Below are 26,825 nucleotides of genomic sequence, written 5' to 3' on the forward strand. Positions count from 1 at the left end.
GAAGGCGAAGTAAAATGAATACAAGAACGAATAGAAAAAGTCCAATTGTTCTAATAGCGTCCATTTCGTTATTGTTACTACTAGCAATTTTAGGTTCGATTTATTACAAGTATGAAGTAGTCGATGAAAAAAATCAGGCAGTAGAAAATCATTCAAATAAATCAGGGACAGATGCAGAAAGTGATGAAGGAGCTGATCCTAATTTGAATGAGCCAACTCCAACAACACCGGTTGAAAAACCAGCAACAAATGAAAATCCGCCTCAAGAAGTCGTTAATGGATACATCGTTGGTCAAAACCCTGCAGTAGATCCTACATATGTAAATGGAATTCTTATAGTAAACAAAAAAATTCCACTACCTTCAACGTACAATAAAGGAGAAGATCCTGCAGCCAAAGCCGCTTTTGAAAAAATGGCAGCTGCTGCAAAACTAGAAGGTTTTGAATTAGTGGCATTTAGTGGATTTCGTTCATACGAATATCAACAAACATTATATGATCGCTATGTAAATCGCGATGGTAAAGATGCCGCGGATCGTTATAGTGCTCGTCCTGGCTATTCAGAGCATCAAACTGGACTAGCATTTGATATTGGAGAAAAAGGGCGCGAAGATTTATGGTTAACAAGTGAATTTGGAGAATCACCTGCAGGACAATGGCTTGTTAACAATGCGCATCAGTATGGTTTTATTTTACGTTATCCAAAAGGAAAAGAAGATATTACAGGTTTCATGTATGAATCGTGGCATTTCCGTTATTTAGAAGGAGATACAGCTAAAAAAATTCATGAAGCTGGCGTGACGTTAGAAGAATATTTAGGTATTAAATAATGCCATATAAAAGAAGAGGCTGGGACAAAACAAAAACATCATTTTTCTCGAGTGAGAAAAATGATGTTTTTTTGTAATTGGTTTTCGTTGCGGGGACGCTTTCCGGGGGCGTGGCCTGAGCCTGTAGTCTCAGGCGTCACGCTATTTCCCCAGGAGTTGCCCCTCAACTACAACCAATTTATTAAGTATCCAATTTTTAATGCTGTACTTTACCGTAAATAGAGAAATTTTCACTTCTGTCCAGCCTCTTCTTTTTAAAGTATTGGAGAAAGTAATCGTGAAATTGATTCTTTGAATTTGATAACAGTTGAACGATTTTCATAAATTTCTTTCGTCATTTCAGAACAATCAATAATATCTCGCTCAAAAATTTCGGCTAAACGATGGGCGTATTCACGATTGTAAATGAGCGCATTTACTTCGAAATTTAAACTAAAGCTACGAACATCAATATTTGCCGTACCAACAGAGGCCACTTCATCATCTACCACAATCATTTTAGCGTGAATAAAGCCTTTTTCATAATGATAAACTTTTGCTCCGGCCTGTACGAGCTGTCCGACATAAGAATACGTTGCCCAATAGACAAACATATGATCCGGTTTGTTTGGAATCATAATATGCACATCCACACCTGAAAGTGCGGCTAAACGGATGGAATCAAAAAATGATTCATCTGGAATGAAATAAGGGGTTTGGATATAGATGTATTTTTTAGCATTCGTAATTAAACGTAAATAACTGTTCTTAATTACTTCCCACTCTGTATCCGGTCCACTCGAAATAATTTGAAGTGCGGCATTCCCCTTTTGCGGGATGGCAGGGAAGAAGTGTTCGGCATAGTTAATATCATGATGTGCACTTGCTTGATTCCAGTCGAGAATAAAACGTGTCTGCAGAGGGTGTACGGCACTTCCCTCAATTCGTAAATGTGTATCGCGCCAATATCCGAAACGATCCGATAAGCTTAAATACTCATCACCTACGTTAAAGCCACCAATATAACCAATCCGCCCATCTATAACGACAATCTTTCGGTGATTTCGAAAGTTTAGACGAGGATTAATAAGTGGTAAAATTGAAGGGAAGAATACCTCCACCTCCCCGCCTAAATCTAATAGTTCTTTAAAATGACGTTTTCGCACGCCTCGTGAGCCCATTTCGTCATACAAAATGCGAATTTTAACCCCTTGATGTGCTTTTTTAATTAAAGCATTTAAAATACGTTGTCCTAAATTATCAATTTTAAAAATATAATACTGAATATGAATATGGTTTTTGGCATTCATAATATCTTGAATCAAAGCTTCAAATTTATCGCTACCATCATCAAAGATTGTAATTGCATTATCTTGAGTTAACACCGCATTATTTGTCTTCAAATTCATATAAATGAGATGGTTGTATTCTTTAATATGGTCTGAACGAAACTCGAGCTGATCCTTTTCAATTGCCTCGATTTGATAGCTAATTAGCTTATCAATTCCTATATTCTTTTGCCCTTCCCAACGAAACAAATGTTTTTTCCTAAGTTGTCTGCCTAAAAGTAAATAAAGAATAAATCCGGCAAATGGTAAGAAGAAAAGTACAAGTAGCCAAGCCCAAGTAGAGGATGGTTTTCTACGCTCTAAAAAAATGACAGTTAAAGCAAATAGAATATTGATAAACATTATTAATGGGAAGATAAAGTAACTTTCAATAAAAGCACTCAAGCAATTCACCTACTTTTACTGTTTTCTATTCTAGTGTATTGCAAGAAAGCATAAAAAGAAACACTGAACAATTTGTTAAAAGTGTTTCGGTAAGGTTTTAGTATTCTTCTAAATGGAGGTAAATATCTGAAAAGTCTAGCTGCTCTAGCATTTTTGAGTTAATAAAGAAGCTCATTATACCACTGTCGCCCCACATAATTTGATGTGCATCATTTGATACAATTTGTAAAAGTAACGTGTCATAATGCTGTAGAAATTTAGAATTCTTTCTAAAATCTTCATTTATAAAGTAAGGGTAGCCACCAATTTTATGATCCGCAGCTAAATAGCTTTCTAAATATACATCTTGGAAAGAGCGTTCATCTAAAGTAATGGAGGCACTCATAATTTCAGGATTAAAATAATTCTCTAAACGATAATCCATGGCGGATACAGGCTCATATTGCGTTTTCGCCTGAAGTTTCATTTCATGTTTTATTGGGAATTGTTCTAGATTGACTTCCTTTAAGTAGGTGAAATCTTGAATTGCATCGCTGTAATTTTCCCTATGGGGTAAGTATTGCACTTTAAAATGGTAATGTTCATAGTGATGTTTTACTTTTTCAAGGCACTGCTGGGATATATAAAACTGTAAAATTCCGCTCTTTGGGAACGGATTGGATAACTGTAATTCCGAAAAATTGATTTGTGCTAAAAATAACATATATTGATTGTGCACATCTTTTGGATGTTCCATAATATTAGTTAAATATGGAAGACCGGCAAATTTGCTTTCATGTAAAAATGCAGGTGATTGAATCGGTTTTAAAAGAGCAACTTGTTCGGCAGAATCCTTTAAGTATGTGTGGAAACATGTTAACTCCTTTGGGATATAGATTACTTTATCAAAATTATTCATTAAGTTACTCTCCTCTGAAGTATTGAACATATATATTTTATTAATGTTATTGTAAAAATAATTTGGGATGGATCATTACTCTTTGGTGAATGGTGTGTGTTAATACAATATTTCCACTTGTATTTTTTGCTAAACATACTTAAAATTTGTTGAAAAATCGTTTATACTATGTGTGTAGTATAAAGTGTTAAATATAGTGTTTTTAATGATTTTTTGTGGTAAAAAAATCAATTTATCATAATTTTTTCAATGCAATATTTATTTCAAAAAAAATTATTATGCATTCGAAAAAACAAGTTTACTTTAGTTGCAAATAGGAAATGATTATGTAGAGATTGTTCGTATATTTGTAACAATATTGATACGGATGCATAAAGTGGTTCGTGGTAACATATAGAAGTAGAAGGTCTGACATCTGAAAATTGTGGAACTTTTTTGAATTAAACACGTTTACATAATTACAAAAGGAAAGTTTGAGGTGTAGGGAATGGCGAAAGAGATTGATTTAAAGCGAATTGTTACAAACTTATCGAAATTAGGTGTTACAGCGACAGTTACAAAATCGCGTCTTGAGCTTTTAAAAGTTTTAACACCACCAACACAAACTCCACAAACACAAAATTAACTAATATTCAAAACGCCCACTGTAACTTTACAGCGGGCGTTTTCTTTTTATTCATCTTCTGGATCATTCGTTGTGAACATATAAGTTCGGTAGTGGAACTTCATACTAAATACGAGTCCGATTGCAAGTGCATTCCCCATTAACGAACTACCACCGTAACTTATGAATGGTAATGGAATCCCGGTAATCGGTAAAAGTTGAATTGTCATGCCAATATTTTCAAATACGTGGAACGTAATCATTGCAATAATTCCTGCGCAAACGTATGTGCAAAAAGGATCTTTTAAAAGTAACGTCATTTTTGTTAAATGGAAAATTAATAAAAAGTATAAGCAAATAACAGCGCTTGCCCCAATAAAACCCCATTCTTCTCCAATGACTGCAAAAATAAAATCGGTGTGATTTTCAGCAACATAAACTTCACGGTCCATAAACCCTTTACCAAAAATCTCCCCTGACCCAATAGCGTTTAGTGACGTAATTAAGTGGTAGCCATCTGAAGTTGCATATGAGTATGGGTCTAACCAGGAATAAATTCGTGCAAATTGATATGGCTGGAAGCCGAAAGTTTTTTCTAAGAAATCCTGCATATACAGCGCCATCCATAATAGGGAACCACCAATTGCGGCAACACCAACGAACACAGGTAATATAATTTTCCAAGAGACACCTGCAACAATGATAAGTGCAGCAGTAATTGCTATAAATACCAGTGATGAACCTAAGTCGGGCTGCAGCATTATAAAGCCTAATGGAACAACTAGTGTAACCCCGATTTTTGCTAGTAAAATAAAATCCGTTTTAATCGTTTTATTTGGGTAGCGTTCGTGATGCTTACTAATTAAATAGGCAGCGGCTAATATGAAAAAGGTTTTCATAAACTCGGCAGGCTGAATATTACCGATAGGTGTTTGGAACCAACTTTTCGCCCCGTTACGTTCTACAGTAATCCCGGTAGTAGTAGGAATTACAACGAGTGCAATAAGTAGCAAAATCCCAAAACCATAAAGTGGCCATGCTAATCTTTTATACTGATCTGGATCAAAATACATAACAAACGCAACGATGACAGCGAAAATGACATATCCACGAATTTGTAATGGTACGAAATTTGTGCCATATTGACCAGATGTTTGAGCGGATGCAATCGCTAATAAGCTAACGCCTAAAAATAAGAATAAAATGATAGCAAGCGGCCAATCAAAGCGCTTGTTAAAATTGTAGTTATTTGTATCCATTCGATTTCACCTTATTATCATAAAATTTCTATTAAACTAGCATAAAGCATATTAACAGGCGAATTTATTCGCATGTTTTACTTTATCATACTCTTACTAAAAATACTGTAGTAAGCTTGTAGTAAAAGTTGAGACGAAACCGCACATAAATTGTTTCAAAAATACACAAGAAGTCATATAATAATCATATTATTCGTATTAAGGGAGTGTAGGGCGTGGCGAAAAAAATGAAATTGGCAGAGGATTATATCCATCATTTATATATACATATGAACGATGTAGATCACTTTGTGATTTATAGCGGACTTTCATTGAAGCAATTTCTTTCTTCAGTGGAGCCTGTGAAAAATATTTTACTTTTGAAGCACGCTTATAGTGAAGGCTCTTTTAATATGCATACCCAATTCGATTTTGTTAGTAGCGAGGATGCACGTGATTTTTTGAAAAAGGAAAGCGATTTAAAGCATGATTTATGTTGGATTGATTTTACGTCTGAAAAAAATGTCAATGCATTAACATCGTTAGAGCAGGCAGAGTTATTATATTTCAGTCATAAACGTGAGCCGCTTTCAACACCTTTTTTTAGTAAATTGCAAAATCGTTATGCGTACTATTCTTCTGTCTCCGATAAAATGACGAAAGTATATTTCCGATTTATAGGAGATTCAGAAACGTTAGTATCGAATTTATTTAATCAAATGATTAAGGAGAAAGAAGGCGCAGGAAGCTTTTGGCGGAGAAAAAACAAACACAATTCGCCAATAATTGATCCTTCGACATTACGATTATTTAGACCATTTGTGAAGGAAGGCGCGTTATTATCACTGTATAAGCTAGATAAGCCAAACGGTCATTATGGAATAGAAGTGCGTACATTATCGGACTATGACTATCCAGATGAAGTTTGGGACGACTTAGATGAAATATTAAAACAAAGCTATGATGAATTAATACAAATTAGTTAACACTCACAGCACAAAAGCAGTGGGTGTTTTTCGGTCAATAAGCAAGGAAACTATTCAGGTTTAGGGCATGGGTACGATTTTTGGATTAAGGATATTCATGATACACTGAATATAGTGAAAAAATGGAGGTCAATAAAATGAAACAAAGAATCGGTTTATTGTATGGAGGGAAGTCTGCGGAGCATGAAGTATCGCTATCGACTGCTAAGGCAGTGACGCAAGCTTTAGATTTTAATGAATATGACGTCTTTCCGATTTTTATTACGTTAAACGGAGAATGGCGTGTTGGCCCTCAATTAACACAACCTGCAACAACAATTGAGCAATTACAATTTGAATCAACAACAGTGCAAACTGAAAATAATATTACACAATTTATTGAAGCACACATGAACAATCCATTTGATGTGATTTTCCCATTACTTCACGGAACAAACGGTGAAGATGGTACAGTTCAAGGTTTTTTAGAAGTTTTAAATATTCCGTATGTAGGTAATAGCGTTTTAGGCTCAGCTGCCGGTATGGATAAAGTAGTAATGAAGCAATTATTTGAAATGGCAGGCTTACCACAGGTTCCTTACGCTTATTTCATTCGAAGCGAATGGGAAAAAGACAAAGTAAGTCTTATCGAAAAATGTGAAGATAAGCTTGGGTATCCGATGTTTATTAAACCAGCAAACTTAGGTTCAAGTGTTGGAATTAGTAAAGCAACGAATGCACAGGAATTGGAGAAGGCTGTTCAATTTGCCTTACAATATGACCGTAAAATTGTTGTTGAACAAGGGATTATAGCACGTGAAATTGAGCTAGGTGTTCTTGGGAATGATGATCCGAAAGTGTCAGTTGCAGGTGAAATTAAGCCGATGACAGAGTTTTATGATTATGATTCAAAATATAAGGATGGCTCTACAGTATTGATTATTCCTGTGGAGTTACCACAAAAAGTTTATGTGGATCTTGTTGAGATGGCGATAAAAGCATTTAAGGCCATCGATGGCGCAGGTCTTGTAAGAGCAGACTTTTTTGTTACTTCATCAAATGAAATTTACATTAATGAAGTAAATACAATGCCAGGATTTACACCTGTTAGTATGTATCCTTTATTATGGCAGCATACAGAGTTACCATATCCGCAACTAATTAAAAAGTTAGTGAATTTAGCGATGGAACGCCATGCAGAAAAGCAACAGCTTCAATACAATAGAGATTGAGTGGGATAACTAGTGAAAAAGAATTTACAACAACTTGCAACTTGGTTAAACATTGAAAATCAAAAATTTCAGGATACCATTGTTACGGGTATTTCAATTGATACACGTACAATTCAACAGGGGGATTTGTTTGTCCCGTTTCGTGGCGAAGCAGTAAATGGTCACCGTTTTGTGGAGCAAGCATTTGAAAAAGGTGCCGCTGCCTCATTATGGATGAAAGATGAGCCCAATCCACCTGAACATTTACCATTAATCTTTATTGACGATCCGGAAGAAGCACTTCAGCAAATGGCTATCGCATATCGTAATGAGCATAAAGCAACGTTTATTGGCATTACAGGATCTAACGGGAAAACTTCATCAAAGGATATTTTGGCGGGTACACTGTCACCGTATTTTAAAGTACAAAAAACAATTGGTAACTTTAATAACCAACTAGGATTACCAATAACGATTTTACAATTAGATGAGGATACTGAAGTGTCTGTACTTGAAATGGGTATGAGTGGCTTTGGGGAAATTGAATTTTTAACAAAGCTTGCACGTCCCCATTATGCGATTATTACAAATATCGGAGAAGCACATATGCAAGATTTAGGTTCTCGAGAAGGAATCGCACAGGCAAAATTTGAAATCGTAAAGGGATTAGCTGAGGATGGCATGTTATTCTACGACGGTGATGAGCCTCTTCTGCAATATTTAGTAGCGCAAAACCCGTCACTTAAAACACAGTCATTTGGTTTTACAGCTGGCCAAGATTTAATCGCCTCAAACATAGTGACAACAGCCCAAGGTAGTAGCTTTCATGTAGAAGGCATTATGGAGGGAGATTACTTCATTTCGGTGTTAGGTGAACACCAAGTGAAAAATACATTGAATGCAATGTTAGTTGGTAAGGCCCTGCGTTTAACAGATGAGCAAATTCGTAAAGCGTTAAAGCAAGTTGTTTTAACGGATATGCGGATGCAACTAATTCCTCTAGGAGATTTGTTATTTATTAACGATGCCTATAATGCGGCGCCAACGTCAATGCATGCAGCTATTCAGTTTGTAGAGCAAACGACGATTCGCTCTGAAAAATGGTTAGTTCTAGGCGATATGTTGGAACTTGGGGAAGATGAGCGACGATTCCATGAGGAAATAGCCCAGCATATTGATCCAGCAAACATCCAAACGGTTTGTTTATACGGTCCACGTATGAAGTGGCTATACAATAAGCTACAATCAACATTTGATGCCCAGCATCTTGTATATTCAGAACAAGACTATGCACCAATCATCGAAAAAATTAAAAACAATGCAAGCGAGCAATCAATTCTTTTAGTAAAAGGTTCGCGCGGTATGCAATTAGAGAAAATAATTACAGGTGTCGAGTCAGTTTAATACTGGCTTGATGCCTTTTTTGAAATAATGGTAAGAAGCATAGGAGAAATAGGTGATGATGTGAAAACAGGAGTACTTTTTTTACATGGATTTTCCGGAGGTCCGTATGAAATTCAACCATTCGCAGATTATATAAAGGAACGAACGGATTGGACGATTAGCATTCCGACGTTTTCTGGACATGGTGAAGCAGAGGATTTGGCAATGAAAGGCTACGAAGCACAACATTGGATGATGGATGCAGAATTAGCATATCGCCGATTGGCAAAACAAGTGGATGAGATTATTGTTGTTGGTTTTTCAATGGGTGGTGTAATTGCGATGTATTTAGCTATACGATATAAAGTGAAAAAATTAGTTCTTTTAAGTGCTGCGGCAAAGTATGTGAGTCCGACACAGCTAGTAAAGGATATTCGTTTCATGGCCCAAGATGCAATGCATAAAAAATTGGAAGAAAATGAATTGTTTCAGCGTTATAAATTTAAATTTAAAAATGTACCACTTAGTGCAACGATTCAATTTATGAAAGTGGTACGAAAAACGGAACCATATATCCAAAATGTAAACTGCCCAACATTTATTGTTCAAGGTTTGTTAGATGGAGTAGTACCAAGCGCTACTGGACAGTTTCTATTCGACCGCATTCGATCAATTGAAAAGGAAATCTATATGTCCGAATATGGAAAACATCATATTTGTTTTAGTGAAGATTGCGAACTCTGGTTTGAAAAGACGTTTCAATTTTTATATAAGGAATGAAATATCAGACTATTCCAACTCAAGCAATATCGTTGCATACCGACACAACCCGTGTTAGACTAGTGAAAGCAATGGATACATTTTGTGCGAAGACTCTTCAGACTTTATGGTGAAGAGTGCTTTTTTTTGATAACGGTTTTATTCTATTTTTTAATATAATTAATTTTTAATGACAACTGTAGAATTGAACCGCTCGGCAATGACCGGGCTTTCCTTTCATATAAGAGATTCCGCTTAGAAGCGGATATAATTTTTTAAGTAACGGAAACGTTCCACATACAATGGCTCGAATTTGCCGCCATTTCATCTGAAAATGTAACCATTTGTCAACTTAAAAGGAAAAAGGAGATTGAAGAGTTTGACAAATTTTTCAGAATTAAACATTAGTGAATCTACATTACGTTCTATTAGCCGTATGGGATTTGAAGAAGCAACACCAATCCAAGAAGGTACAATTACGTTTGCAATGGCTGGCCGTGACGTATTAGGTCAAGCGCAAACAGGTACTGGTAAAACAGCTGCATTCGGTATTCCGTTAATCGAAAAAATCGATCCAAAAAACCCGAATATTCAAGCATTAGTTATTGCTCCAACTCGTGAATTAGCTATCCAAGTTTCAGAAGAACTTTATAAATTAGGTTACGACAAACGCGTAAAATTATTATCAGTTTACGGTGGTCAAGAAATCGGTCGTCAAATCCGTGCGCTTAAAAACCGTCCACAAATTATCGTAGGTACACCGGGTCGTATTCAAGACCATATTAACCGTCGTACATTAAAATTAGACGAAGTACAAACGCTTGTATTAGACGAAGCAGATGAAATGTTAAACATGGGCTTCATCGATGATATTAATGCGATTTTAGAGAACGTTCCATCTAATCGCCAAACTTTATTATTCTCAGCGACAATGCCTCCAGCAATCCGTAAAATTGCAGAGACATTCATGAAAGATCCTGAAATCGTTAAAATTAAAGCGAAAGAATTAACAATGGAGAACATTGAGCAATACTTCGTAAAAGCAACTGAGCGTGAAAAATTCGAAGCATTATCTCGTTTATTAGATGTTCAAAAACCAGAATTAGCAATCATCTTCGGTCGTACAAAACGCCGTGTTGATGAATTATCACAAGCATTAGGTTTACGTGGTTTCTTAGCGGAAGGTATCCACGGCGATTTATCTCAAGCGAAACGTCTTTCTGTATTACGTCAATTCAAAGAAAATAAAATTGACATCTTAATCGCAACAGACGTAGCTGCTCGTGGTTTAGATATTTCAGGTGTAACACACGTTTACAACTTCGATATTCCTCAAGATCCAGAGTCTTATGTTCACCGTATTGGTCGTACTGGTCGTGCTGGTAAATCAGGTATCGCTGTAACATTTGTAACACCACGTGAAATGGGTTACTTACGTATTGTAGAAGAAACTACGAAAAAACGTATGACTCCTTTACGTCCACCGACATCAGAGGAAGCATTAGCAGGCTTACAAGAAGGAGCTATGCAACAGTTAGTGGAATTAGTTCAAAACAACGATTTAGGGAACTACCGTGAATTAGCTGCTCAGTTATTAGAAAATAACGAAGCGTTAGATTTAGTAGCTGCTGCCCTTAAATCAATTACAAAAGAGCCAGATGCAACGCCTGTTACATTAACAGAAGAGCGACCATTACCAATGCGTCGTGAGCGTTCTCAAGGTGGCGGCGGTGGCCGTGGCCGTGGTGGAAACGATCGTGGACGCGGAGCACGAGGCGGAGATCGTCGCGGTGGTGGAGATCGTCGTCGTGATGGTCGAAGCAGTGAACGTCGAAGTGGTGGCGGCGGTGAACGTCGTGATGGAGGCCGTCGCGAAGGCGGAAACCGTGATCGTCGTCCACGTCAACGTCGCGAAGATTAATTATAAAAGTTTAATACACACCAGCACATTGTGCTGGTGTGTATTTTTATATTGCAGTTATGAAAGAAAAGTGAAACAATTTACATAATGAAACCGTACTATAATTTATACAAAAAAAGAGGTGTAGTCTTTGAGAGAACAACCAAAATATCAACTACCTAAAAAAGCACAAACCGTATGGCATTTATATGGGTTCATTCAAACAGTTGTGCTAGCGCTAGTAACGGGAGGAGTGGGCTTTTTAACATGGAAGTATCATTGGCCAATGTGGATTTTGTGGGTAGCGATTATCATTGTATTGCTATCAATTACTTGTTCGACGATTCTTTTCCCAAGCATTCGTTGGAAAATTTGGCGCTATGAGGTACGTGAGCAAGAAATCGAAATTCAAAGTGGCTTATTCGTTGTAAAACGTACCCTTATTCCAATGATCCGCGTTCAGCACGTAGATACAGAGCAAGGTCCAATTTTAAAAAAATACAATCTGGCCAATATCTCTATATCCTCAGCAGCAACTGTACATACAATTCCAATGTTAGAAGTAGAGGATGCAGATATGCTAAGAACGAAAATATCGGAACTTGCAAGGGTGGCGGAAGAAGATGTCTAATGAAAAGTATAAACTTCATCCAGTTACCGCAATTATTAATGTTGTAAAGGCGCTTAAAGATTTACTCATTCCGATTGCAATTATTTTATTAGCCAATGGTTTTAATTTGAATTTTGATTACCGCGACGAAAAATTTTTTGGTGAAATGGTACCGCTCATTTTCCTTGTTGTTATCGTTGTTTGGACGATGATTAATGGGCTAATTAAGTGGGCTACTTTTACGTATTGGTTTGAAGACAGTGAACTTCGTGTAGAATATGGTTTACTTGTAAAAAAGAAGCGATATATTCCGTTTGAGCGCATTCAAAATTTAAATTACAAAGAGGGTATTTTTCACCGCATTTTTAAGTTAGTTCAAGTACAAGTGGAAACAGCAGGAAGTAAAAATGGGAAGCCAGAAGCAGAACTAACGGCAGTGACACGAGAAGCCGCGGATGAAATTGAACTTAGAATGAAGCGTGCAAAACAAAAGGAAACTTTAATCGAAATAGATGAAACGACACAAGAAGTTTCTATTGAAGTTGAGGAGGACCCTTCGACAATAGTTCACAAAATGAAAGTTCCGGAGTTAATATTATTAGCAACCACTTCGAGCGGAGTAGGTGTAGTATTAGCTGGGGTATTTGCGGTCGTTTCACAATTTGCGGAGTTCATTCCTTTTGATTTTATTTTTGATGAAGTAGCTTTCTTGTGGAAGTATAGTTTTATTGCAGTGGCAATCCTCATTGCCATGGCTTTATTATTAACATGGATTATTTCAGTAGGTCTGACATTTTTAAATTATTATGATTTTACAGTAACAAAGCAAAGCAATCGTCTAATAATAACGCGTGGCCTGATTGAAAAAAAGCGAGTTACAATACCGATAAACCGTGTACAGGCAATTAAAATTGTTGAAAATCCATTTCAACAAATTCTTGGTTTAGCTTCTATTGCTGTTGAAAGTGCTGGCGGTGGATTTAGTGGTGAAGCGGATAAAAAAATTATCTTATTTCCACTAATTGCAAAAAAGGAAGCATTAGAGCCATTACTTGAGCTGTTTCCGGAATATGATTTCACGATGAGGCCAGCAGTTAAACCGCCTAAAAGAGCACAGTCATTTTTCTATCGAATAGACTTTTTATGGCTTATACCGACAATTGGAGCTGTATCGTATTTCTTCTACCCGTATGGCTTACTATCACTTTTGCTTATTGTTCCAATCATTATATTAGGAAGATGGCAATTTAAAACGACAGGATATACGATAGGAAATCAACAAATCACAATTGTATCGCGCTTTATTAGTCGTGTGACATTTTTTGCGAAGAAAAAGCGAATTCAAGTAACAGAAAGTAGTCAATCATATTTCCAAAAGCGTAAGCGTATTGGCTCAGCAAAAATTGTTGTTATGTCTGGAATGACAGGCGCCTCGGCAATAGTTCGTCATATTGAGCATGAAGAAGTAGAAAAGATTTTGACGTGGTATGAGAGCTAATAAAGTATTGGGAGCAATAAAAAGGCTGTACAAAAAGTTTTTAAACTTATTGTACAGCCCTTTTTTATTTCACACGTTTAATATTATTTTTGCGCCAACGCATCATATTTTTAGGATTGAAATAAACAAAACCTAAAATAAAACCGGATACTAACCCACCTATATGAGCAGCGATGTTTATATTTGGTGTGACAAACGTCATAATTATACTAATGACGATTAATGGTAAAATGATTTGCTTTAGCTGTGGGAATAAGTTACGTGTGTAATAAACAAGTGCAGCAAAGGCACCGAAAATACCATAAATTGCACCACTCGCGCCAACACTTGCATAGGTTAAATCTTCAGCAATGTATGTGGCAGCAATGCCGAAAATACCAGCTAAAAAGTAAATTGTCAAAAAGCGCATTTTCCCTGCGATTTTTTCTAATTCAGGGCCAAATAAAAAGAGTGAGAACATATTAAATAGCACATGGGTGAATCCAGCGTGGATAAACATTGATGTAACGATGCGCCACCATTCTCCTGCCGCAATTAAGCCATTTACACTCATGCCGGCGTAAAGCAACTTCGTTCCAAACCCAGGCACTAATGTTAAAATAAAAATAATAAGATTAATCGCAATAATTGACGACACAACAGGATATAAAGTAATGTATTGTTTAAAATTTTCTCTACGAATGAACATGCTCCACCTCGTTTAAGTCAGTATAAAAAAAACGTATATTGTATGAATTTCATTATACATTGGAATAATGATCAATTGAAAGGAGGAGACACTAATTGATTAAAGGAATTGGACTTGATTTAGTAGAATTAGAGCGAATTGAAAAGATGATGAAGCGCTCAGAAAAATTTCAGCAACGAGTTTTGACGCAACGGGAGTTAAGTATTTTCGATACCCTTTCCGAATCACGGAAAGTAGAGTTTTTGGCAGGACGCTTCGCTGCAAAGGAGGCCTATTCTAAAGCAAATGGAACAGGGATTGGTGAAGGCTGTGAATTACATCAAATTGAAATTTTAAAAGCGGCTAACGGAAAACCTGTACTTTATTTCGATGGTGTTGTTGTGAATGGTTTTATCTCGATTACCCATACTCGCACAACAGCAGCTGCACAAGTTATATTAATAAGTTGATTCAATACATACATGTCGAATTTCTTTCATATGTTGATTTATCGGAGCAGATGGGAGAAAGGGTGAAACGTTGAAATTCCGAATTTTAGCGGTAGTTGCTTGTTGTTTCTTGTTAGCTGCCTGCGGAAAAGCGACGCAAGAAGAGGTCATTGAAGATGTGAATAAGAAGTGGAATGAGGCAAAGGGCTACGAATTAAATGCTACAATGGAAGTACGTACTGGAATGGAGCCACGGATGTATGATGTGAATGTTTGGCATACGAAACCTGATTATTATCGGGTTACTGTGAATGCACAAGGTGATGATGAGAAACAAATGATCGTCCGCAATGAAGAAGGCGTATTTGTTGTAACGCCAACTCTTCGAAAAACACATAAGTTCCAAAGTGATTGGCCAAAACAAAATAGCCAAGCATATTTAATTGGTGCATTAGCAGAGGATCTATTAGCGGATAATACGGCGGTTATGTCAGAGGATGATGATAGTTACACATTTGAATTAGCAACAAGAAATGTCGAAAGAACAGCGTTGCCAGTTCAACAAATTGCAATTAATAAAAAGACAATGTTACCAACAAAGGTTAGTGTTTTAGATGAGTCGTTAAATGAGCAAATTATTATTACCTTCAAGGATATTAAATTAGGTGTCCAACATAAAGCAGAAGAATACGCTGTAGAAAAGTTTTCTGATAGTGAAGAAAAACAAGCGACAAATGCCGATATAGAAAACACAGAGTTCCGTGTTCATTATCCGATGATTAATTGGGCACATACGAAACTGATTGATGAGTATGAAGTACAAGAAGATGGGACAACACGTGTTATTTTAACATTTGATGGTGAGAAGCCATTTACATTTATGCAACAACCTATTACGTATGATGATGTAACTTTACCTGTGTTTTCACCGGGAGATCCTGCTGATTTAGGATTTACAATCGGGGCGATGACAGAAAATTCTATTCAATGGAATCAAGATGGAATGTCATTCTTTGTTGCATCGACGAATTTAACAAGAGAAGAGCTAATTGAAGTTGCTGCAAGTGTAAAAGAAGGAAGTATGAAATAATTTTTTAAAAAAGGTTTTAAACTTTAAAGAAGAGGGTATATCAAATATGGGAAATCAGACGAACTATCGACCTACTAAAGCCGTAATCGATTTACAAGCAATCAAACATAATATCACTTCACTAAAACATTATCTTCAACCACACGTAACAATTATTGCAGTCGTAAAAGCGAATGCATATGGACATGGTGATATCGAAGTAGCGAAGGCAGCTATTCAGGCAGGCGCGACAATGCTAGCTGTTGCTACTCCAGATGAAGCTGTACATATGAGAGCACATTTTAAAGAAATTGACATTTTAGTGTTAGGAGCAACACCCACTTCATTTATTCCTTACGCTTCAGAGGGAAATATTACTCTTACTGTTTTCTCAACTGAGTGGCTAGAACAAGCCCAGCCACTTATACCGCTGTCGAGAAATGTAAAAATACATCTAAAAATAGATTCGGGAATGGGTCGTATCGGTATGGCGAGTAAGGAAGAATTACTCGCTGTGTCCGAAATCGTATCCAATAGTGATCAATTTATTGTGGATGGGATTTTTACACATTTTGCTACAGCGGATGAAGAAGATACATTGTACTTTGACAAGCAAGTATATATATTCAAGGAACTTCTAGAGGTATTGCCGAAAAAGCCGAGACTAGTTCATGTTGCAAATACAGCGACCGCATTAGTAAAAGACCCTTCCTTACAATATGATGCCGTACGTTTCGGGATATCGATGTATGGGTTAGTACCATCATCATATGTAGAGGGAATTTTACCGTTTCCTTTAAAGCCCGCGTTCGCTTTAGAAACTGAGTTAATACATGTAAAACAATTAAAAGCTGGACAATCTGTCGGATATGGTGCGGCTTTTACTGCAGAGCATGATTGTTTCATCGGCACCATTCCAATTGGCTATGCAGACGGTATGATTCGAAAGCTGAGTGGTCAAGATGTATTAATCGGTGGAGAGCGAGCAAAAATTATCGGAAGAATTTGTATGGATCAGAGTATGATTTTACTTCCGAAAGCATATACTGTAGGAGAACGAGTAACACTAATTGGTCGACAACATGAAGACCAAATTACATTGGATGACTGGGCTTTCAAATTAGATACAATTAATTATGAGGTACCTTGTGTGATTACTTCTAGAGTTCCAAGAATATATATAAAATAATTAATCATGATGTTCATTTCTATGTAGTAATATTTGCTAAATTTACAAGTGATCCTACAATATTCTCATTTTATCGCGAGAATTGTCAGTTTTTATACTTTCGTGTCTTTTCATTATACTGTTTCAATGCTAAAATGAAATGGAAATGGGATGTTCCGTGGAGGTGCTTGTATTGTACGCAAAAGAAATAGACGAAATAGACGAAGTAATTATCGAAATACCGAGCGAACTAATCGCACAGTTTGAAAGAACGTTTAAGGCGAATACAGAAAGCAACGAAGCGATTACGTATTTAGCTACTCGTGAGTATATAAAGCATATGCAACCAAATCAAATACGGGAAGCTTTAATAAAAGGCTATGTGGAAATGTCGCAAATTAATCTGACAATTTGCAGTGAGTGCTTGCATGCAGAATATGAAGCGGAACATATGGTGGAGCGTCTCGTAAGCGGGGGATGACAATTTGATTGTAAAACGTGGAGACGTTTTCTTTGCTGACCTTTCACCTGTAATAGGGTCTGAGCAAGGTGGCACAAGACCTGTTCTTATTATTCAAAATGATATTGGAAATCGTTTTAGTCCGACAGTCATAATTGCTGCAATTACTGCGCAAATACAAAAAGCAAAGTTGCCAACTCATGTCGAAATCAATGCTAAAAAATATGGATTTGAGCGTGATTCGGTAATTTTGCTTGAACAATTGCGTACTATTGATAAATCACGATTAACAGATCGGATTACACAGTTGGACGATAAATTGATGCAAGAGGTCGATATTGCACTTGGCATTAGTTTAGGACTTGTAAAATTTTAATACATAGAAAAAACATCGGAACAAATTGTTTCGGTGTTTTTTCGTATTTAGAAAAAAATAGGGAGGTGAACTGAAAATTTAATTGAATAATGTATAGTAATATATATTTAGTAGGTTATGGTGGGAAGTATAGGAGAAGGTAAAATTAATTTGAATAACTATTTTATTTACAAATTGTAGAGATTTTTACATGTTTTATATTATAATTTAGTGACAATTTAAAATATCGAATTCGAGATAAGTTTTACTCGATTATACTAAAATTAAAAGCGAATAAAGGTCAGTCGTTTATATAGAACTGAAGATGGTATTGGGGGCGCTTTAATGAACACTAAATCTACCGTAGAAGTTATCACGGAATGGGATATTGTTGCTGCGCGCCAACTTGGACGTAATGAGGCGAAGGCTATTGGCTTTGGGGCAGTAGATCAAGCTAGAATTACTACGGCAATTAGTGAACTTGCTCGAAATATTTATTTGTATGCACGGGCTGGTGAAGTAACGATAGAGCGAGTTTATAAAGACGGAAAAGTTGGTATACGTATTACTGCAACAGATAAAGGTCCTGGGATAGATAATTTAAAAAAAGTTATGGAGGATGGGTTCTCGACTTCTGGCGGACTTGGTGCAGGTTTACCAGGTGTCAAGAGACTTATGGATAACATGGATATCCAATCCACAGTTGGACAAGGGACAATTGTTATCGTTGAAAAATGGATTTAGTAGGAAGTGGGAGAATTGAAAGAACTACAAATTCAATATAAAAAAATTTTATCCGACTATTTAGAAAACCAAACTGAAAAAAATTTGTATATCGGTCAAAATTTTATTCGTCAATTAATTCAAAAAAATGTTACACCTGAAGAAGTTATAAGTATTCATAAATATGCAATAGAGCAAATTTATCCCGATGCACCGGAAGAAATTTTATACGGATATGACTTTTTAATTGAAATTATGGTGCATTTTGGATTGACAGTTAAAGAACATCAATGTTTATTAGAGCAACAAGAAGAATTACGATCTGAAATGAATGTCGCAACGAAAATTCAAAACATGTTACTAAAAACGGCAATACCAGAAGTAGACCAAGTTGATGTCGGAATGGTATCTATTCCAATTCGAAAAATGAACGGGGATTATGTACATTTTCTACATGACGAAGAGCAGCATGTAAGTGTTGCGGTTACCGATGTTGTTGGTAAAGGGGTACCTGCAGCGCTATGTATGTCCATGGTGAAGTATGGTTTAGATACGATAGAATACCCAAATAATAACCCGTCTTATGTATTGAGAGTATTGAATCGAATTATTGAAAAAAGCGTGGATGACAGTATGTTTGTTTCCATGTTCTATGGAACGTATGATATTGCTAAAAGTTTGTTTACATACGGATCTGCAGGCCATGAACCTGCGTTATATTATTGTGCGAGAGAAAATAGATTTTATGATTTAGAGTCTAAAGGATTACTTTTAGGCGTAATGCCAGAGGTTAAATATCCTCAATATGAAATTGAGCTACAAGAAAATGATTTTATTTTAATGATTACAGATGGGGTTACGGATTTCCGAAAGCAAGGAAATTTAGATCCGCGCGATGTTATAAAAAATCTATCATTATACTATCGTTATTTGAGTGCGCAAAAAATGTGTGAAGAAATGTATACAAATTTAAAGGCGCTTCCTGAATTTGATTTAGAGGATGATTTTACGGTTGTTGTTTTTAAAAAATAATTTTTAAAAATAGGTTTAAAAATCCGCATATTAGGGGATTAATAGTTATTTATAGATGGAGGTGTCTTAAATGAATGTAAATGTTCAATTTAGAGAAGACGAAAATGTATTGCGTGGCTATATTGAAGGTGAAATCGATACATTCACTGCGCCAATTTTGCGTGAAGAGTTAGACGCAGTTCAGATTGTAGCAGGACGATTGATCGAACTAGATTTATCGAAAGTAAATTATATGGACAGTACAGGTTTAGGTGTTTTTGTAGCCTTTTATAAGAAGGTGACACGTGAAAATGCGCCATTCAAGTTAGTTGGGCTATCGAATCGTTTAGTGAGACTTTTTGAGATTACAGGATTAAGTGAGTTAATGAGTATCGAGACCGATGAGGAGTTGGAGTTGAAATAATGAAAGCATTTGATTACATTGAAATTCGAGTGCCCGCAAAGCCACAATATGTAAGTGTAATTCGTTTAACAATTTCAGGGTTAGCAGTACGACTCGGCTTTACTTATGATGAGATTGAAGATTTAAAAATTGCAACGAGTGAAGCAGTTACAAATGTTGTGCATCATGCTTATAAAGGAAATGATGATGGCGAAGTGGTCATTGGATGCGCTTTGTTTAAAGATAAGATTGAAATAATGGTAGCGGATTATGGCGTAAGCTTTAATTTTGAAGAAGTTAAATCCAAAATTGGTCCATACCATGAAGACGAGAACGTGGCACTTTTACGGGAAGGTGGACTTGGCATTTATTTAATGGAAACATTAATGGATGAAGTGAAATTAAATAATGAGGGCGGTGTCACTGTTTTCATGACAAAGTATGTCTCGAGAGAGCAGGTGAAAGGGAATGTCGAAAGAATCACTACCTAAAAATTCATCAAAAGAAGAAGTGTTAAACTGGATCGCAGAGTATCAAGAGCATGAAAGCGAAGAGGCACAAACTAATTTAGTGTTACACTATCAATATTTAGTTGAGTCTATTGCTCGGAAATACTCTCATGGTAAGTCTTATTATGATGATATTGTACAAGTAGGAATGCTTGGATTATTAGGTGCGATTCGTCGATTTGACCCTTCTTTTGGGAGAAGCTTTGAGGCGTTTGCTGTTCCAACAATTGTTGGTGAGATTAAGCGTTTTTTAAGGGATAAAACTTGGGATGTCCATGTTCCAAGACGTATAAAAGAATTAGGTCCAAGAATTAAGGCTGCTGTTGAATTTTTAACGACAGAATTACAACGTTCTCCTTCAATTGATGAGATTGCTAGTCATCTTGAAGTTAAAGATGAAGAAGTATTAGAAGCAATGGAGATGGGGCGTAGTTATCAAGCATTATCGATGGACCATTCGATTGAGTCTGATTCAGATGGTAGTACTGTGACATTATTAGATGTTGTCGGAAGAGAAGATGATGGTTATGAGGTAACGAATCGTCGCCTAATTGTTGCAGATGCGATGGATGTATTAAATGAACGTGAGCGCCAAATTATACATCTTACTTATCTAGAACAATTAAGTCAGAAGGAAGCGGGTGAACGACTCGGCATATCACAAATGCATGTTTCTCGAATTCAACGAAAAGCAATTAAAAAATTACAGGAAGCGATTATATCAAGCGGGGGCGTATCTCTCTAAATGTTTTTTGAGTCTGCTAAATTAAGTAGACTCTTTTTTTGTCTTTTAAAAGTATACAATTTGAAAAGAATCTCAAAATAGAAAATGGTAAACTAAAGGAAGTTTAATAAAAGGAGTGGCACAATGGAACAAAAGAAAATGCTACAAATGATTGCAAAAGATGCGAATGTACAACCGAAGCAAGCAGAAGCAGTTATTCAACTTTTAGAAGAGGGTAATACTGTACCATTTATTGCACGTTATCGAAAAGAAGCAACAGGCTCACTTGATGAAGTGCAAATTAAGGCTGTAGAAGACCGCTATCATTACATACAGCAGCTTGAAACAAGAAAAGAAGAAGTGCTGCGTTTAATTGAAGAGCAAGGGAAACTAACAGAAGACCTAACAGTAGCAATCCAGGCAGCAACAGTATTGCAACGACTAGAAGATTTATATCGCCCATATAAGCAAAAACGGCGTACAAAAGCCACAATCGCAAAGGAACGAGGGTTAGAACCGTTAGCAAATCAGATTATGCAATTTACTAAGGAAGCAATCAAATCATTAGCAACGCCATTTTTAGATGATGAAAAAGGTGTTTCTACTATTGAAGAAGCTTTGATAGGCGCAAGAGATATTATCGCCGAACGTTTTGCGGATGATGCAGCAGTTCGTGAAAAGCTACGCACACTTTCTTGGCGAGAAGGAAAACTTGTAACAATCGTGAAAAATGCTGAAAAAGATGCAAAGCAAGTGTTTGAAATGTATTACGAATATGAGGAGCCGGTACATCGAATGGCACCGCACCGTATATTGGCAGTAAACCGTGGAGAAAAAGAAGATATTTTACGGGTAGCAATTGATGTACCATTGGAAAAAGCGACAGTTCTAATGGAAAATCACTTTATTCCAAGAAATTTTGTAGGACCATCTGTCGAAGAAGTGAAGGTTTCAATAGTAGATAGCTATAAACGCTTAATTAAGCCATCGATTGAAAATGAGCTTCGTTCGGAATTAACAGCAAAAGCTGAAACTCAAGCGATTCACATTTTTTCAGAAAATCTACGTAATTTATTATTACAGCCACCAATGCGCGGAAAAGTCGTACTAGGAGTGGATCCAGCATATCGTACAGGCTGTAAATTGGCAGTAGTTGATGAGCTAGGGAAAATGCTTGAAGTTGGTGTCATTTATCCGCATACAACATCAGACACATCAAAGGCAAAAGCAACAGTAAAAGGATTGTTGAAAAAATATCCAATTAGTATTATTGCGATTGGAAATGGTACAGCTTCTCGTGAGACAGAACAGTTTATCGCCGAGCTTTTAAAGGAAGTTGATCAACAAATCGCATATGTTATTGTGAATGAAGCAGGCGCATCTGTATATTCTGCATCAGAAACAGCTCGTTCGGAATTTCCGGATTTACAAGTTGAACAACGAAGTGCGGTTTCTATTGCACGTCGATTACAAGACCCGCTATCGGAATTAGTGAAGATAGAACCAAAAGCAGTTGGTGTAGGGCAATATCAACATGATGTATCACAGAAACAACTAGCAGAATCTTTGACATTCATTGTTGAAACAGCAGTTAACCAAGTTGGTGTAAATGTGAATACAGCATCCGCGTCATTATTACAATATGTTTCTGGGTTATCAAAAACTGTAGCAGATAATATCGTTGCAATGCGTAGTGAAAATGGTCAATTTACTTCACGTTCACAATTAAAGAAAATTCCTCGCTTAGGTGCAAAAACATATGAACAGTCAATTGGATTTTTACGTATTCCCGAAGCGAAAAATCCATTAGATGCAACAGGGATTCACCCAGAAAGCTATAAGCTAGCAGAAGCAATTTTAGAATTTGCTCATGTTACGAAAAAAGACGTAGGTACAGTAAAAGCTGAACAGGCGATTAGCCAATTAAGTTTGTCAGACTTAAGTAAAAGTCTAGAGGTTGGAGAAGTAACATTAAAGGATATCGTAGAAACATTAATGAAGCCTTCACGGGACCCGCGAGATGCGTTTCCACAGCCTCTCCTAAAAACAGATGTATTACAAATGGAAGATTTACAAGTCGGGATGGAGTTGCAGGGAACTGTACGAAACGTAGTTGACTTCGGTGCCTTTGTTGATATAGGTGTAAAGCAAGATGGTCTTGTGCATATTTCAAAATTACAAAAAGGTCGCGTAAAGCATCCGCTTGATGTGATTTCTTTAGGGGATATTGTAACAGTATGGGTGGAAAAGGTGGAAGTAAATAAAGGTCGTATTTCTTTAACTATGTTACCCCCTTCGCAACAAGAAAGCGTGTAAAGAAAATAGGTTTCCTCTATAATAAAAAGCACATGGCTTAGCCCATGTGTTTTTTACATAACTAGAAAGTTTTTAAGTAAAGGTGGGATGAATATGACAGATGAGCAAGTGCAAAAATTAGTAGAAGAACTCTCAATGCAATATTTTAATCGACCATTTCAACATAAAGCATATTTTAACAATCGTTTAAAAACAACTGGTGGTCGTTATATGCTAAACAATCACGATATACAATTAAATAAAACATTGTATGAACATTTTGGTATTGAAGAATTGCGCGGCATTATTTTGCATGAGCTTTGTCATTATCATCTACACTTATTAGGGATGGGGTATAAACACCGTGATGCTGATTTTAGAAAGTTATTGAAACAAGTCGGCGCTCCTAGATTTTGTGCGCGAATCGATCAACCGATCAAAAATGAAATAAAAAAAATAATTTATGTTTATCAATGTATCGATTGTGGGCAAGAATATAGGAGAAAAAGACGGATGGATGAAAAAAAATACTGCTGTAGTATCTGTGGAGGTAAAATTACGTTTAAACATAATGGAAAAGTATAAATAGTACTTGGACAATAGTGCAACATTGTATTATTTTGATGGAAATCCTACTTTTTATAAAAAAGTTATAAAAAAGTGTTGACGAACCTATATTAGGTGGCTATAATAATAAAAGTCGACAAGATGTTGACGATGAAATGAATGTTATTCCGAAGTAGCTCAGTGGTAGAGCAACCGGCTGTTAACCGGTTGGTCGTAGGTTCGAGTCCTACCTTCGGAGCCATTGGCCCGTTGGTCAAGTGGTTAAGACACCGCCCTTTCACGGCGGTAACACGGGTTCGAATCCCGTACGGGTCACCACTTAATCCTTTTAATAAAATAATGTTTACTTTGGTCCCGTGGTGTAGCGGTTAACATGCCTGCCTGTCACGCAGGAGATCGCCGGTTCGATCCCGGTCGGGACCGCCATTTTTGGGGTATAGCCAAGCGGTAAGGCAACGGATTTTGATTCCGTCATGCCTAGGTTCGAATCCTAGTACCCCAGCCATTTTCGAGCCATTAGCTCAGTTGGTAGAGCATCTGACTTTTAATCAGAGGGTCGAAGGTTCGAGTCCTTCATGGCTCACCAGTTTCATATTGACAATTCTTCTCAAAGGTGTATAATGAGAAAAGTCGGATGAAGCGGTCGTGGCGGAATGGCAGACGCGCTAGGTTGAGGGCCTAGTGGGGGCAACCCCGTGGAGGTTCAAGTCCTCTCGGCCGCACCAAGTAACATACCTTGCGCCCGTAGCTCAATTGGATAGAGCGTCTGACTACGGATCAGAAGGTTATGGGTTCGACTCCTGTCGGGCGCGCCACAATTTAAAAATAGTATAATGCGGGTGTAGTTTAATGGTAAAACCTCAGCCTTCCAAGCTGATGTCGTGAGTTCGATTCTCATCACCCGCTCCAAAAAAATATTTTAAAAAAGTTGTTGACATAACGGACTTAACGTAGTAATATTTTAAGAGTCGCTAACACGACAACAACATGAACCTTGAAAACTGAACAAGCAACGTTAATGATAACAAGCTTCTTAAATGAAGCAAAAATGATTTCAACTTAATTGTTGAATCGCTAGCAAAGCAAATGAGCTTTCAAACTACTTTTATGGAGAGTTTGATCCTGGCTCAGGACGAACGCTGGCGGCGTGCCTAATACATGCAAGTCGAGCGAATTGATTTGGAGCTTGCTCCAATGATGTTAGCGGCGGACGGGTGAGTAACACGTGGGTAACCTGCCTTATAGATTGGGATAACTTCGGGAAACCGGAGCTAATACCGAATAATACTTTTTGACACATGTCAGTTAGTTGAAAGACGGTTTCGGCTGTCACTATAAGATGGACCCGCGGCGCATTAGCTAGTTGGTGAGGTAACGGCTCACCAAGGCAACGATGCGTAGCCGACCTGAGAGGGTGATCGGCCACACTGGGACTGAGACACGGCCCAGACTCCTACGGGAGGCAGCAGTAGGGAATCTTCCACAATGGGCGAAAGCCTGATGGAGCAACGCCGCGTGAGTGAAGAAGGATTTCGGTTCGTAAAACTCTGTTGCAAGGGAAGAACAAGTAGCGTAGTAACTGGCGCTACCTTGACGGTACCTTGTTAGAAAGCCACGGCTAACTACGTGCCAGCAGCCGCGGTAATACGTAGGTGGCAAGCGTTGTCCGGAATTATTGGGCGTAAAGCGCGCGCAGGTGGTTCCTTAAGTCTGATGTGAAAGCCCACGGCTCAACCGTGGAGGGTCATTGGAAACTGGGGAACTTGAGTGCAGAAGAGGAAAGTGGAATTCCAAGTGTAGCGGTGAAATGCGTAGAGATTTGGAGGAACACCAGTGGCGAAGGCGACTTTCTGGTCTGTAACTGACACTGAGGCGCGAAAGCGTGGGGAGCAAACAGGATTAGATACCCTGGTAGTCCACGCCGTAAACGATGAGTGCTAAGTGTTGGGGGGTTTCCGCCCCTCAGTGCTGCAGCTAACGCATTAAGCACTCCGCCTGGGGAGTACGGTCGCAAGACTGAAACTCAAAGGAATTGACGGGGGCCCGCACAAGCGGTGGAGCATGTGGTTTAATTCGAAGCAACGCGAAGAACCTTACCAGGTCTTGACATCCCGGTGACCACTATGGAGACATAGTTTCCCCTTCGGGGGCAACGGTGACAGGTGGTGCATGGTTGTCGTCAGCTCGTGTCGTGAGATGTTGGGTTAAGTCCCGCAACGAGCGCAACCCTTATTCTTAGTTGCCATCATTCAGTTGGGCACTCTAAGGAGACTGCCGGTGATAAACCGGAGGAAGGTGGGGATGACGTCAAATCATCATGCCCCTTATGACCTGGGCTACACACGTGCTACAATGGACGGTACAAACGGTTGCCAACCCGCGAGGGGGAGCTAATCCGATAAAACCGTTCTCAGTTCGGATTGTAGGCTGCAACTCGCCTACATGAAGCCGGAATCGCTAGTAATCGCGGATCAGCATGCCGCGGTGAATACGTTCCCGGGCCTTGTACACACCGCCCGTCACACCACGAGAGTTTGTAACACCCGAAGTCGGTGAGGTAACCTTTTGGAGCCAGCCGCCGAAGGTGGGATAGATGATTGGGGTGAAGTCGTAACAAGGTAGCCGTATCGGAAGGTGCGGCTGGATCACCTCCTTTCTAAGGATTTTTCGGAATCATTCCCTTGGGGAATGAAACATTAACGTTTGCTGTTCAGTTTTGAAGGTTCATTCTTAAATGAATGGAATACTTCAAATTACTGCTTTATTTAATTGAATCCAAACTGTACTTGCTCCTGTCGCTAGCGCTTTCGTCGCAAA

The 26,825-nt window shown here is 37.7% G+C and carries 25 protein-coding genes, 8 tRNA genes and 1 rRNA gene; 30 read left to right on the forward strand and 4 right to left on the reverse strand.

All coding sequences use genetic code 11. From position 1 onward, the window contains the following. Positions 1-14 precede the first annotated feature (14 nt). The gene (locus tag MKZ17_RS01495) at positions 15-830 is read left to right on the forward strand and encodes a M15 family metallopeptidase (RefSeq protein ID WP_340722058.1); all 816 of its coding nucleotides are present in this window, start codon (positions 15-17) and stop codon (positions 828-830) included. Positions 831-1,084: 254 nt separating this feature from the next. Here the strand turns inward: MKZ17_RS01495 and cls are convergent, their stop codons facing one another. Next, a complete protein-coding gene (cls, locus tag MKZ17_RS01500; RefSeq protein WP_340722059.1) occupies positions 1,085-2,551 on the reverse strand; it encodes a cardiolipin synthase in 1,467 nt (488 codons plus the stop codon). Positions 2,552-2,639: 88 nt separating this feature from the next. Then, positions 2,640-3,440 (reverse strand): YwqG family protein, encoded by an 801-nt coding sequence (locus tag MKZ17_RS01505; RefSeq protein ID WP_340722060.1) that lies wholly within the window; start codon positions 3,438-3,440, stop codon positions 2,640-2,642. 487 nt (positions 3,441-3,927) lie between these two features. Here MKZ17_RS01505 and MKZ17_RS01510 point away from each other — a divergent pair, with 487 nt between their 5' ends. Then, on the forward strand, positions 3,928-4,065 hold the full coding sequence (locus MKZ17_RS01510; RefSeq protein ID WP_176141992.1) for an Lmo0850 family protein: 138 nt from the start codon (positions 3,928-3,930) through the stop codon (positions 4,063-4,065). A 47-nt stretch (positions 4,066-4,112) separates the two neighbouring features. Here MKZ17_RS01510 and MKZ17_RS01515 read toward each other — a convergent pair whose 3' ends face one another. Next, a complete protein-coding gene (locus tag MKZ17_RS01515; RefSeq protein WP_340722061.1) occupies positions 4,113-5,303 on the reverse strand; it encodes an FtsW/RodA/SpoVE family cell cycle protein in 1,191 nt (396 codons plus the stop codon). A 215-nt stretch (positions 5,304-5,518) separates the two neighbouring features. On the opposite strand from MKZ17_RS01515, the gene MKZ17_RS01520 reads away from it, so the two are divergent. From MKZ17_RS01520 to MKZ17_RS01550, 7 genes are all read left to right on the forward strand, one after another. Beyond that, on the forward strand, positions 5,519-6,268 hold the full coding sequence (locus tag MKZ17_RS01520; protein WP_340722062.1) for a hypothetical protein: 750 nt from the start codon (positions 5,519-5,521) through the stop codon (positions 6,266-6,268). Between the two features lie 137 nt (positions 6,269-6,405). Next, entirely contained in the window at positions 6,406-7,479 is a 1,074-nt protein-coding gene (locus tag MKZ17_RS01525; protein ID WP_340722063.1) for a D-alanine--D-alanine ligase, read from the forward strand. A gap of 12 nt (positions 7,480-7,491) precedes the next feature. Continuing rightward, positions 7,492-8,862 (forward strand): UDP-N-acetylmuramoyl-tripeptide--D-alanyl-D-alanine ligase, encoded by a 1,371-nt coding sequence (locus MKZ17_RS01530; RefSeq protein WP_340722064.1) that lies wholly within the window; start codon positions 7,492-7,494, stop codon positions 8,860-8,862. Between the two features lie 60 nt (positions 8,863-8,922). Then, positions 8,923-9,621 (forward strand): alpha/beta hydrolase, encoded by a 699-nt coding sequence (locus MKZ17_RS01535; protein WP_340722065.1) that lies wholly within the window; start codon positions 8,923-8,925, stop codon positions 9,619-9,621. Positions 9,622-9,979: 358 nt separating this feature from the next. Beyond that, positions 9,980-11,521 (forward strand): DEAD/DEAH box helicase, encoded by a 1,542-nt coding sequence (locus MKZ17_RS01540; RefSeq protein ID WP_340722066.1) that lies wholly within the window; start codon positions 9,980-9,982, stop codon positions 11,519-11,521. Positions 11,522-11,651: 130 nt separating this feature from the next. Beyond that, the gene (locus MKZ17_RS01545; protein ID WP_340722067.1) at positions 11,652-12,131 is read left to right on the forward strand and encodes a PH domain-containing protein; all 480 of its coding nucleotides are present in this window, start codon (positions 11,652-11,654) and stop codon (positions 12,129-12,131) included. Beyond that, entirely contained in the window at positions 12,124-13,608 is a 1,485-nt protein-coding gene (locus MKZ17_RS01550) for a PH domain-containing protein (protein WP_340722068.1), read from the forward strand. Before MKZ17_RS01545 ends, MKZ17_RS01550 begins: the two co-directional genes overlap by 8 nt. Positions 13,609-13,672: 64 nt before the next feature. Here the strand turns inward: MKZ17_RS01550 and MKZ17_RS01555 are convergent, their stop codons facing one another. Continuing rightward, the gene (locus MKZ17_RS01555; protein ID WP_340722069.1) at positions 13,673-14,296 is read right to left on the reverse strand and encodes a rhomboid family intramembrane serine protease; all 624 of its coding nucleotides are present in this window, start codon (positions 14,294-14,296) and stop codon (positions 13,673-13,675) included. A gap of 95 nt (positions 14,297-14,391) precedes the next feature. On the opposite strand from MKZ17_RS01555, the gene acpS reads away from it, so the two are divergent. The 21 genes from acpS to MKZ17_RS01660 all read left to right on the forward strand — a co-directional run bounded on the left by acpS (position 14,392) and on the right by MKZ17_RS01660 (position 26,664). After that, a complete protein-coding gene (gene acpS / locus MKZ17_RS01560) occupies positions 14,392-14,745 on the forward strand; it encodes a holo-ACP synthase (RefSeq protein WP_340722070.1) in 354 nt (117 codons plus the stop codon). Between the two features lie 70 nt (positions 14,746-14,815). Then, a complete protein-coding gene (locus tag MKZ17_RS01565) occupies positions 14,816-15,814 on the forward strand; it encodes a LolA family protein (RefSeq protein ID WP_340722071.1) in 999 nt (332 codons plus the stop codon). 46 nt (positions 15,815-15,860) lie between these two features. Beyond that, positions 15,861-16,982 carry an alanine racemase gene (gene alr / locus MKZ17_RS01570; RefSeq protein ID WP_340722072.1) on the forward strand — a complete coding sequence of 374 codons (1,122 nt, stop codon included), beginning with the start codon at positions 15,861-15,863 and terminating at the stop codon, positions 16,980-16,982. A gap of 172 nt (positions 16,983-17,154) precedes the next feature. After that, positions 17,155-17,442, forward strand: coding sequence for a transcriptional regulator (locus tag MKZ17_RS01575; RefSeq protein ID WP_340722073.1), 288 nt, complete (start codon positions 17,155-17,157; stop codon positions 17,440-17,442). 4 nt (positions 17,443-17,446) lie between these two features. Next, entirely contained in the window at positions 17,447-17,797 is a 351-nt protein-coding gene (locus tag MKZ17_RS01580; RefSeq protein WP_340722074.1) for a type II toxin-antitoxin system PemK/MazF family toxin, read from the forward strand. 324 nt (positions 17,798-18,121) lie between these two features. Next, positions 18,122-18,520, forward strand: coding sequence for an anti-sigma regulatory factor (locus tag MKZ17_RS01585; RefSeq protein WP_340722075.1), 399 nt, complete (start codon positions 18,122-18,124; stop codon positions 18,518-18,520). 15 nt (positions 18,521-18,535) lie between these two features. Further along, positions 18,536-19,531 carry a PP2C family protein-serine/threonine phosphatase gene (locus MKZ17_RS01590; protein ID WP_340722076.1) on the forward strand — a complete coding sequence of 332 codons (996 nt, stop codon included), beginning with the start codon at positions 18,536-18,538 and terminating at the stop codon, positions 19,529-19,531. Between the two features lie 70 nt (positions 19,532-19,601). Then, positions 19,602-19,934, forward strand: a complete 333-nt coding sequence (locus tag MKZ17_RS01595) for an STAS domain-containing protein (protein ID WP_340722077.1) — start codon at positions 19,602-19,604, stop codon at positions 19,932-19,934. After that, positions 19,934-20,404: an anti-sigma B factor RsbW gene (gene rsbW, locus MKZ17_RS01600; protein ID WP_340722078.1), complete on the forward strand. Its 471-nt coding sequence runs from the start codon at positions 19,934-19,936 to the stop codon at positions 20,402-20,404. The genes MKZ17_RS01595 and rsbW overlap by 1 nt, the downstream gene beginning before the upstream one ends. Next, positions 20,382-21,167, forward strand: coding sequence for an RNA polymerase sigma factor SigB (gene sigB, locus MKZ17_RS01605; protein ID WP_340722079.1), 786 nt, complete (start codon positions 20,382-20,384; stop codon positions 21,165-21,167). Before rsbW ends, sigB begins: the two co-directional genes overlap by 23 nt. 123 nt (positions 21,168-21,290) lie before the next feature. Beyond that, on the forward strand, positions 21,291-23,462 hold the full coding sequence (locus MKZ17_RS01610) for a Tex family protein (protein ID WP_340722080.1): 2,172 nt from the start codon (positions 21,291-21,293) through the stop codon (positions 23,460-23,462). A gap of 93 nt (positions 23,463-23,555) precedes the next feature. Continuing rightward, positions 23,556-24,026 carry a SprT family protein gene (locus MKZ17_RS01615; RefSeq protein WP_340722081.1) on the forward strand — a complete coding sequence of 157 codons (471 nt, stop codon included), beginning with the start codon at positions 23,556-23,558 and terminating at the stop codon, positions 24,024-24,026. Positions 24,027-24,174: 148 nt separating this feature from the next. Then, positions 24,175-24,249: transfer RNA gene (locus tag MKZ17_RS01620), tRNA-Asn, on the forward strand. Positions 24,250-24,251: 2 nt separating this feature from the next. Beyond that, positions 24,252-24,326: transfer RNA gene (locus MKZ17_RS01625), tRNA-Glu, on the forward strand. A 32-nt stretch (positions 24,327-24,358) separates the two neighbouring features. Then, positions 24,359-24,434: transfer RNA gene (locus tag MKZ17_RS01630), tRNA-Asp, on the forward strand. 4 nt (positions 24,435-24,438) lie between these two features. Further along, positions 24,439-24,513 (forward strand) — tRNA-Gln (locus tag MKZ17_RS01635). A 5-nt stretch (positions 24,514-24,518) separates the two neighbouring features. After that, positions 24,519-24,594 (forward strand) — tRNA-Lys (locus MKZ17_RS01640). A 53-nt stretch (positions 24,595-24,647) separates the two neighbouring features. Beyond that, positions 24,648-24,733 (forward strand) — tRNA-Leu (locus MKZ17_RS01645). Between the two features lie 13 nt (positions 24,734-24,746). Further along, a tRNA-Arg gene (locus MKZ17_RS01650) sits at positions 24,747-24,823 on the forward strand. Between the two features lie 20 nt (positions 24,824-24,843). Next, positions 24,844-24,917, forward strand: a tRNA-Gly gene (locus MKZ17_RS01655). Between the two features lie 195 nt (positions 24,918-25,112). Beyond that, positions 25,113-26,664 (forward strand): 16S ribosomal RNA (locus tag MKZ17_RS01660). Positions 26,665-26,825 lie beyond the last annotated feature (161 nt).

Origin of the sequence: Solibacillus sp. FSL R7-0682, assembly GCF_038005985.1 — a bacterium.
GTDB lineage: Bacteria > Bacillota > Bacilli > Bacillales_A > Planococcaceae > Solibacillus.

Bases quoted from the DNA above. Each gene is read 5' to 3' on its own strand.
- MKZ17_RS01495 (WP_340722058.1), top strand. From the start codon at position 15: ATGAATACAAGAACGAATAGAAAAAGTCCAATTGTTCTAATAGCGTCC.
- MKZ17_RS01505 (WP_340722060.1), bottom strand. From the start codon at position 3,440: ATGAATAATTTTGATAAAGTAATCTATATCCCAAAGGAGTTAACATGT.
- MKZ17_RS01510 (WP_176141992.1), top strand. From the start codon at position 3,928: ATGGCGAAAGAGATTGATTTAAAGCGAATTGTTACAAACTTATCGAAA.
- MKZ17_RS01515 (WP_340722061.1), bottom strand. From the start codon at position 5,303: ATGGATACAAATAACTACAATTTTAACAAGCGCTTTGATTGGCCGCTT.
- MKZ17_RS01525 (WP_340722063.1), top strand. From the start codon at position 6,406: ATGAAACAAAGAATCGGTTTATTGTATGGAGGGAAGTCTGCGGAGCAT.
- MKZ17_RS01550 (WP_340722068.1), top strand. From the start codon at position 12,124: ATGTCTAATGAAAAGTATAAACTTCATCCAGTTACCGCAATTATTAAT.
- MKZ17_RS01555 (WP_340722069.1), bottom strand. From the start codon at position 14,296: ATGTTCATTCGTAGAGAAAATTTTAAACAATACATTACTTTATATCCT.
- alr (WP_340722072.1), top strand. From the start codon at position 15,861: ATGGGAAATCAGACGAACTATCGACCTACTAAAGCCGTAATCGATTTA.
- MKZ17_RS01585 (WP_340722075.1), top strand. From the start codon at position 18,122: ATGAACACTAAATCTACCGTAGAAGTTATCACGGAATGGGATATTGTT.
- MKZ17_RS01595 (WP_340722077.1), top strand. From the start codon at position 19,602: ATGAATGTAAATGTTCAATTTAGAGAAGACGAAAATGTATTGCGTGGC.
- rsbW (WP_340722078.1), top strand. From the start codon at position 19,934: ATGAAAGCATTTGATTACATTGAAATTCGAGTGCCCGCAAAGCCACAA.
- sigB (WP_340722079.1), top strand. From the start codon at position 20,382: ATGTCGAAAGAATCACTACCTAAAAATTCATCAAAAGAAGAAGTGTTA.
- MKZ17_RS01610 (WP_340722080.1), top strand. From the start codon at position 21,291: ATGGAACAAAAGAAAATGCTACAAATGATTGCAAAAGATGCGAATGTA.
- MKZ17_RS01615 (WP_340722081.1), top strand. From the start codon at position 23,556: ATGACAGATGAGCAAGTGCAAAAATTAGTAGAAGAACTCTCAATGCAA.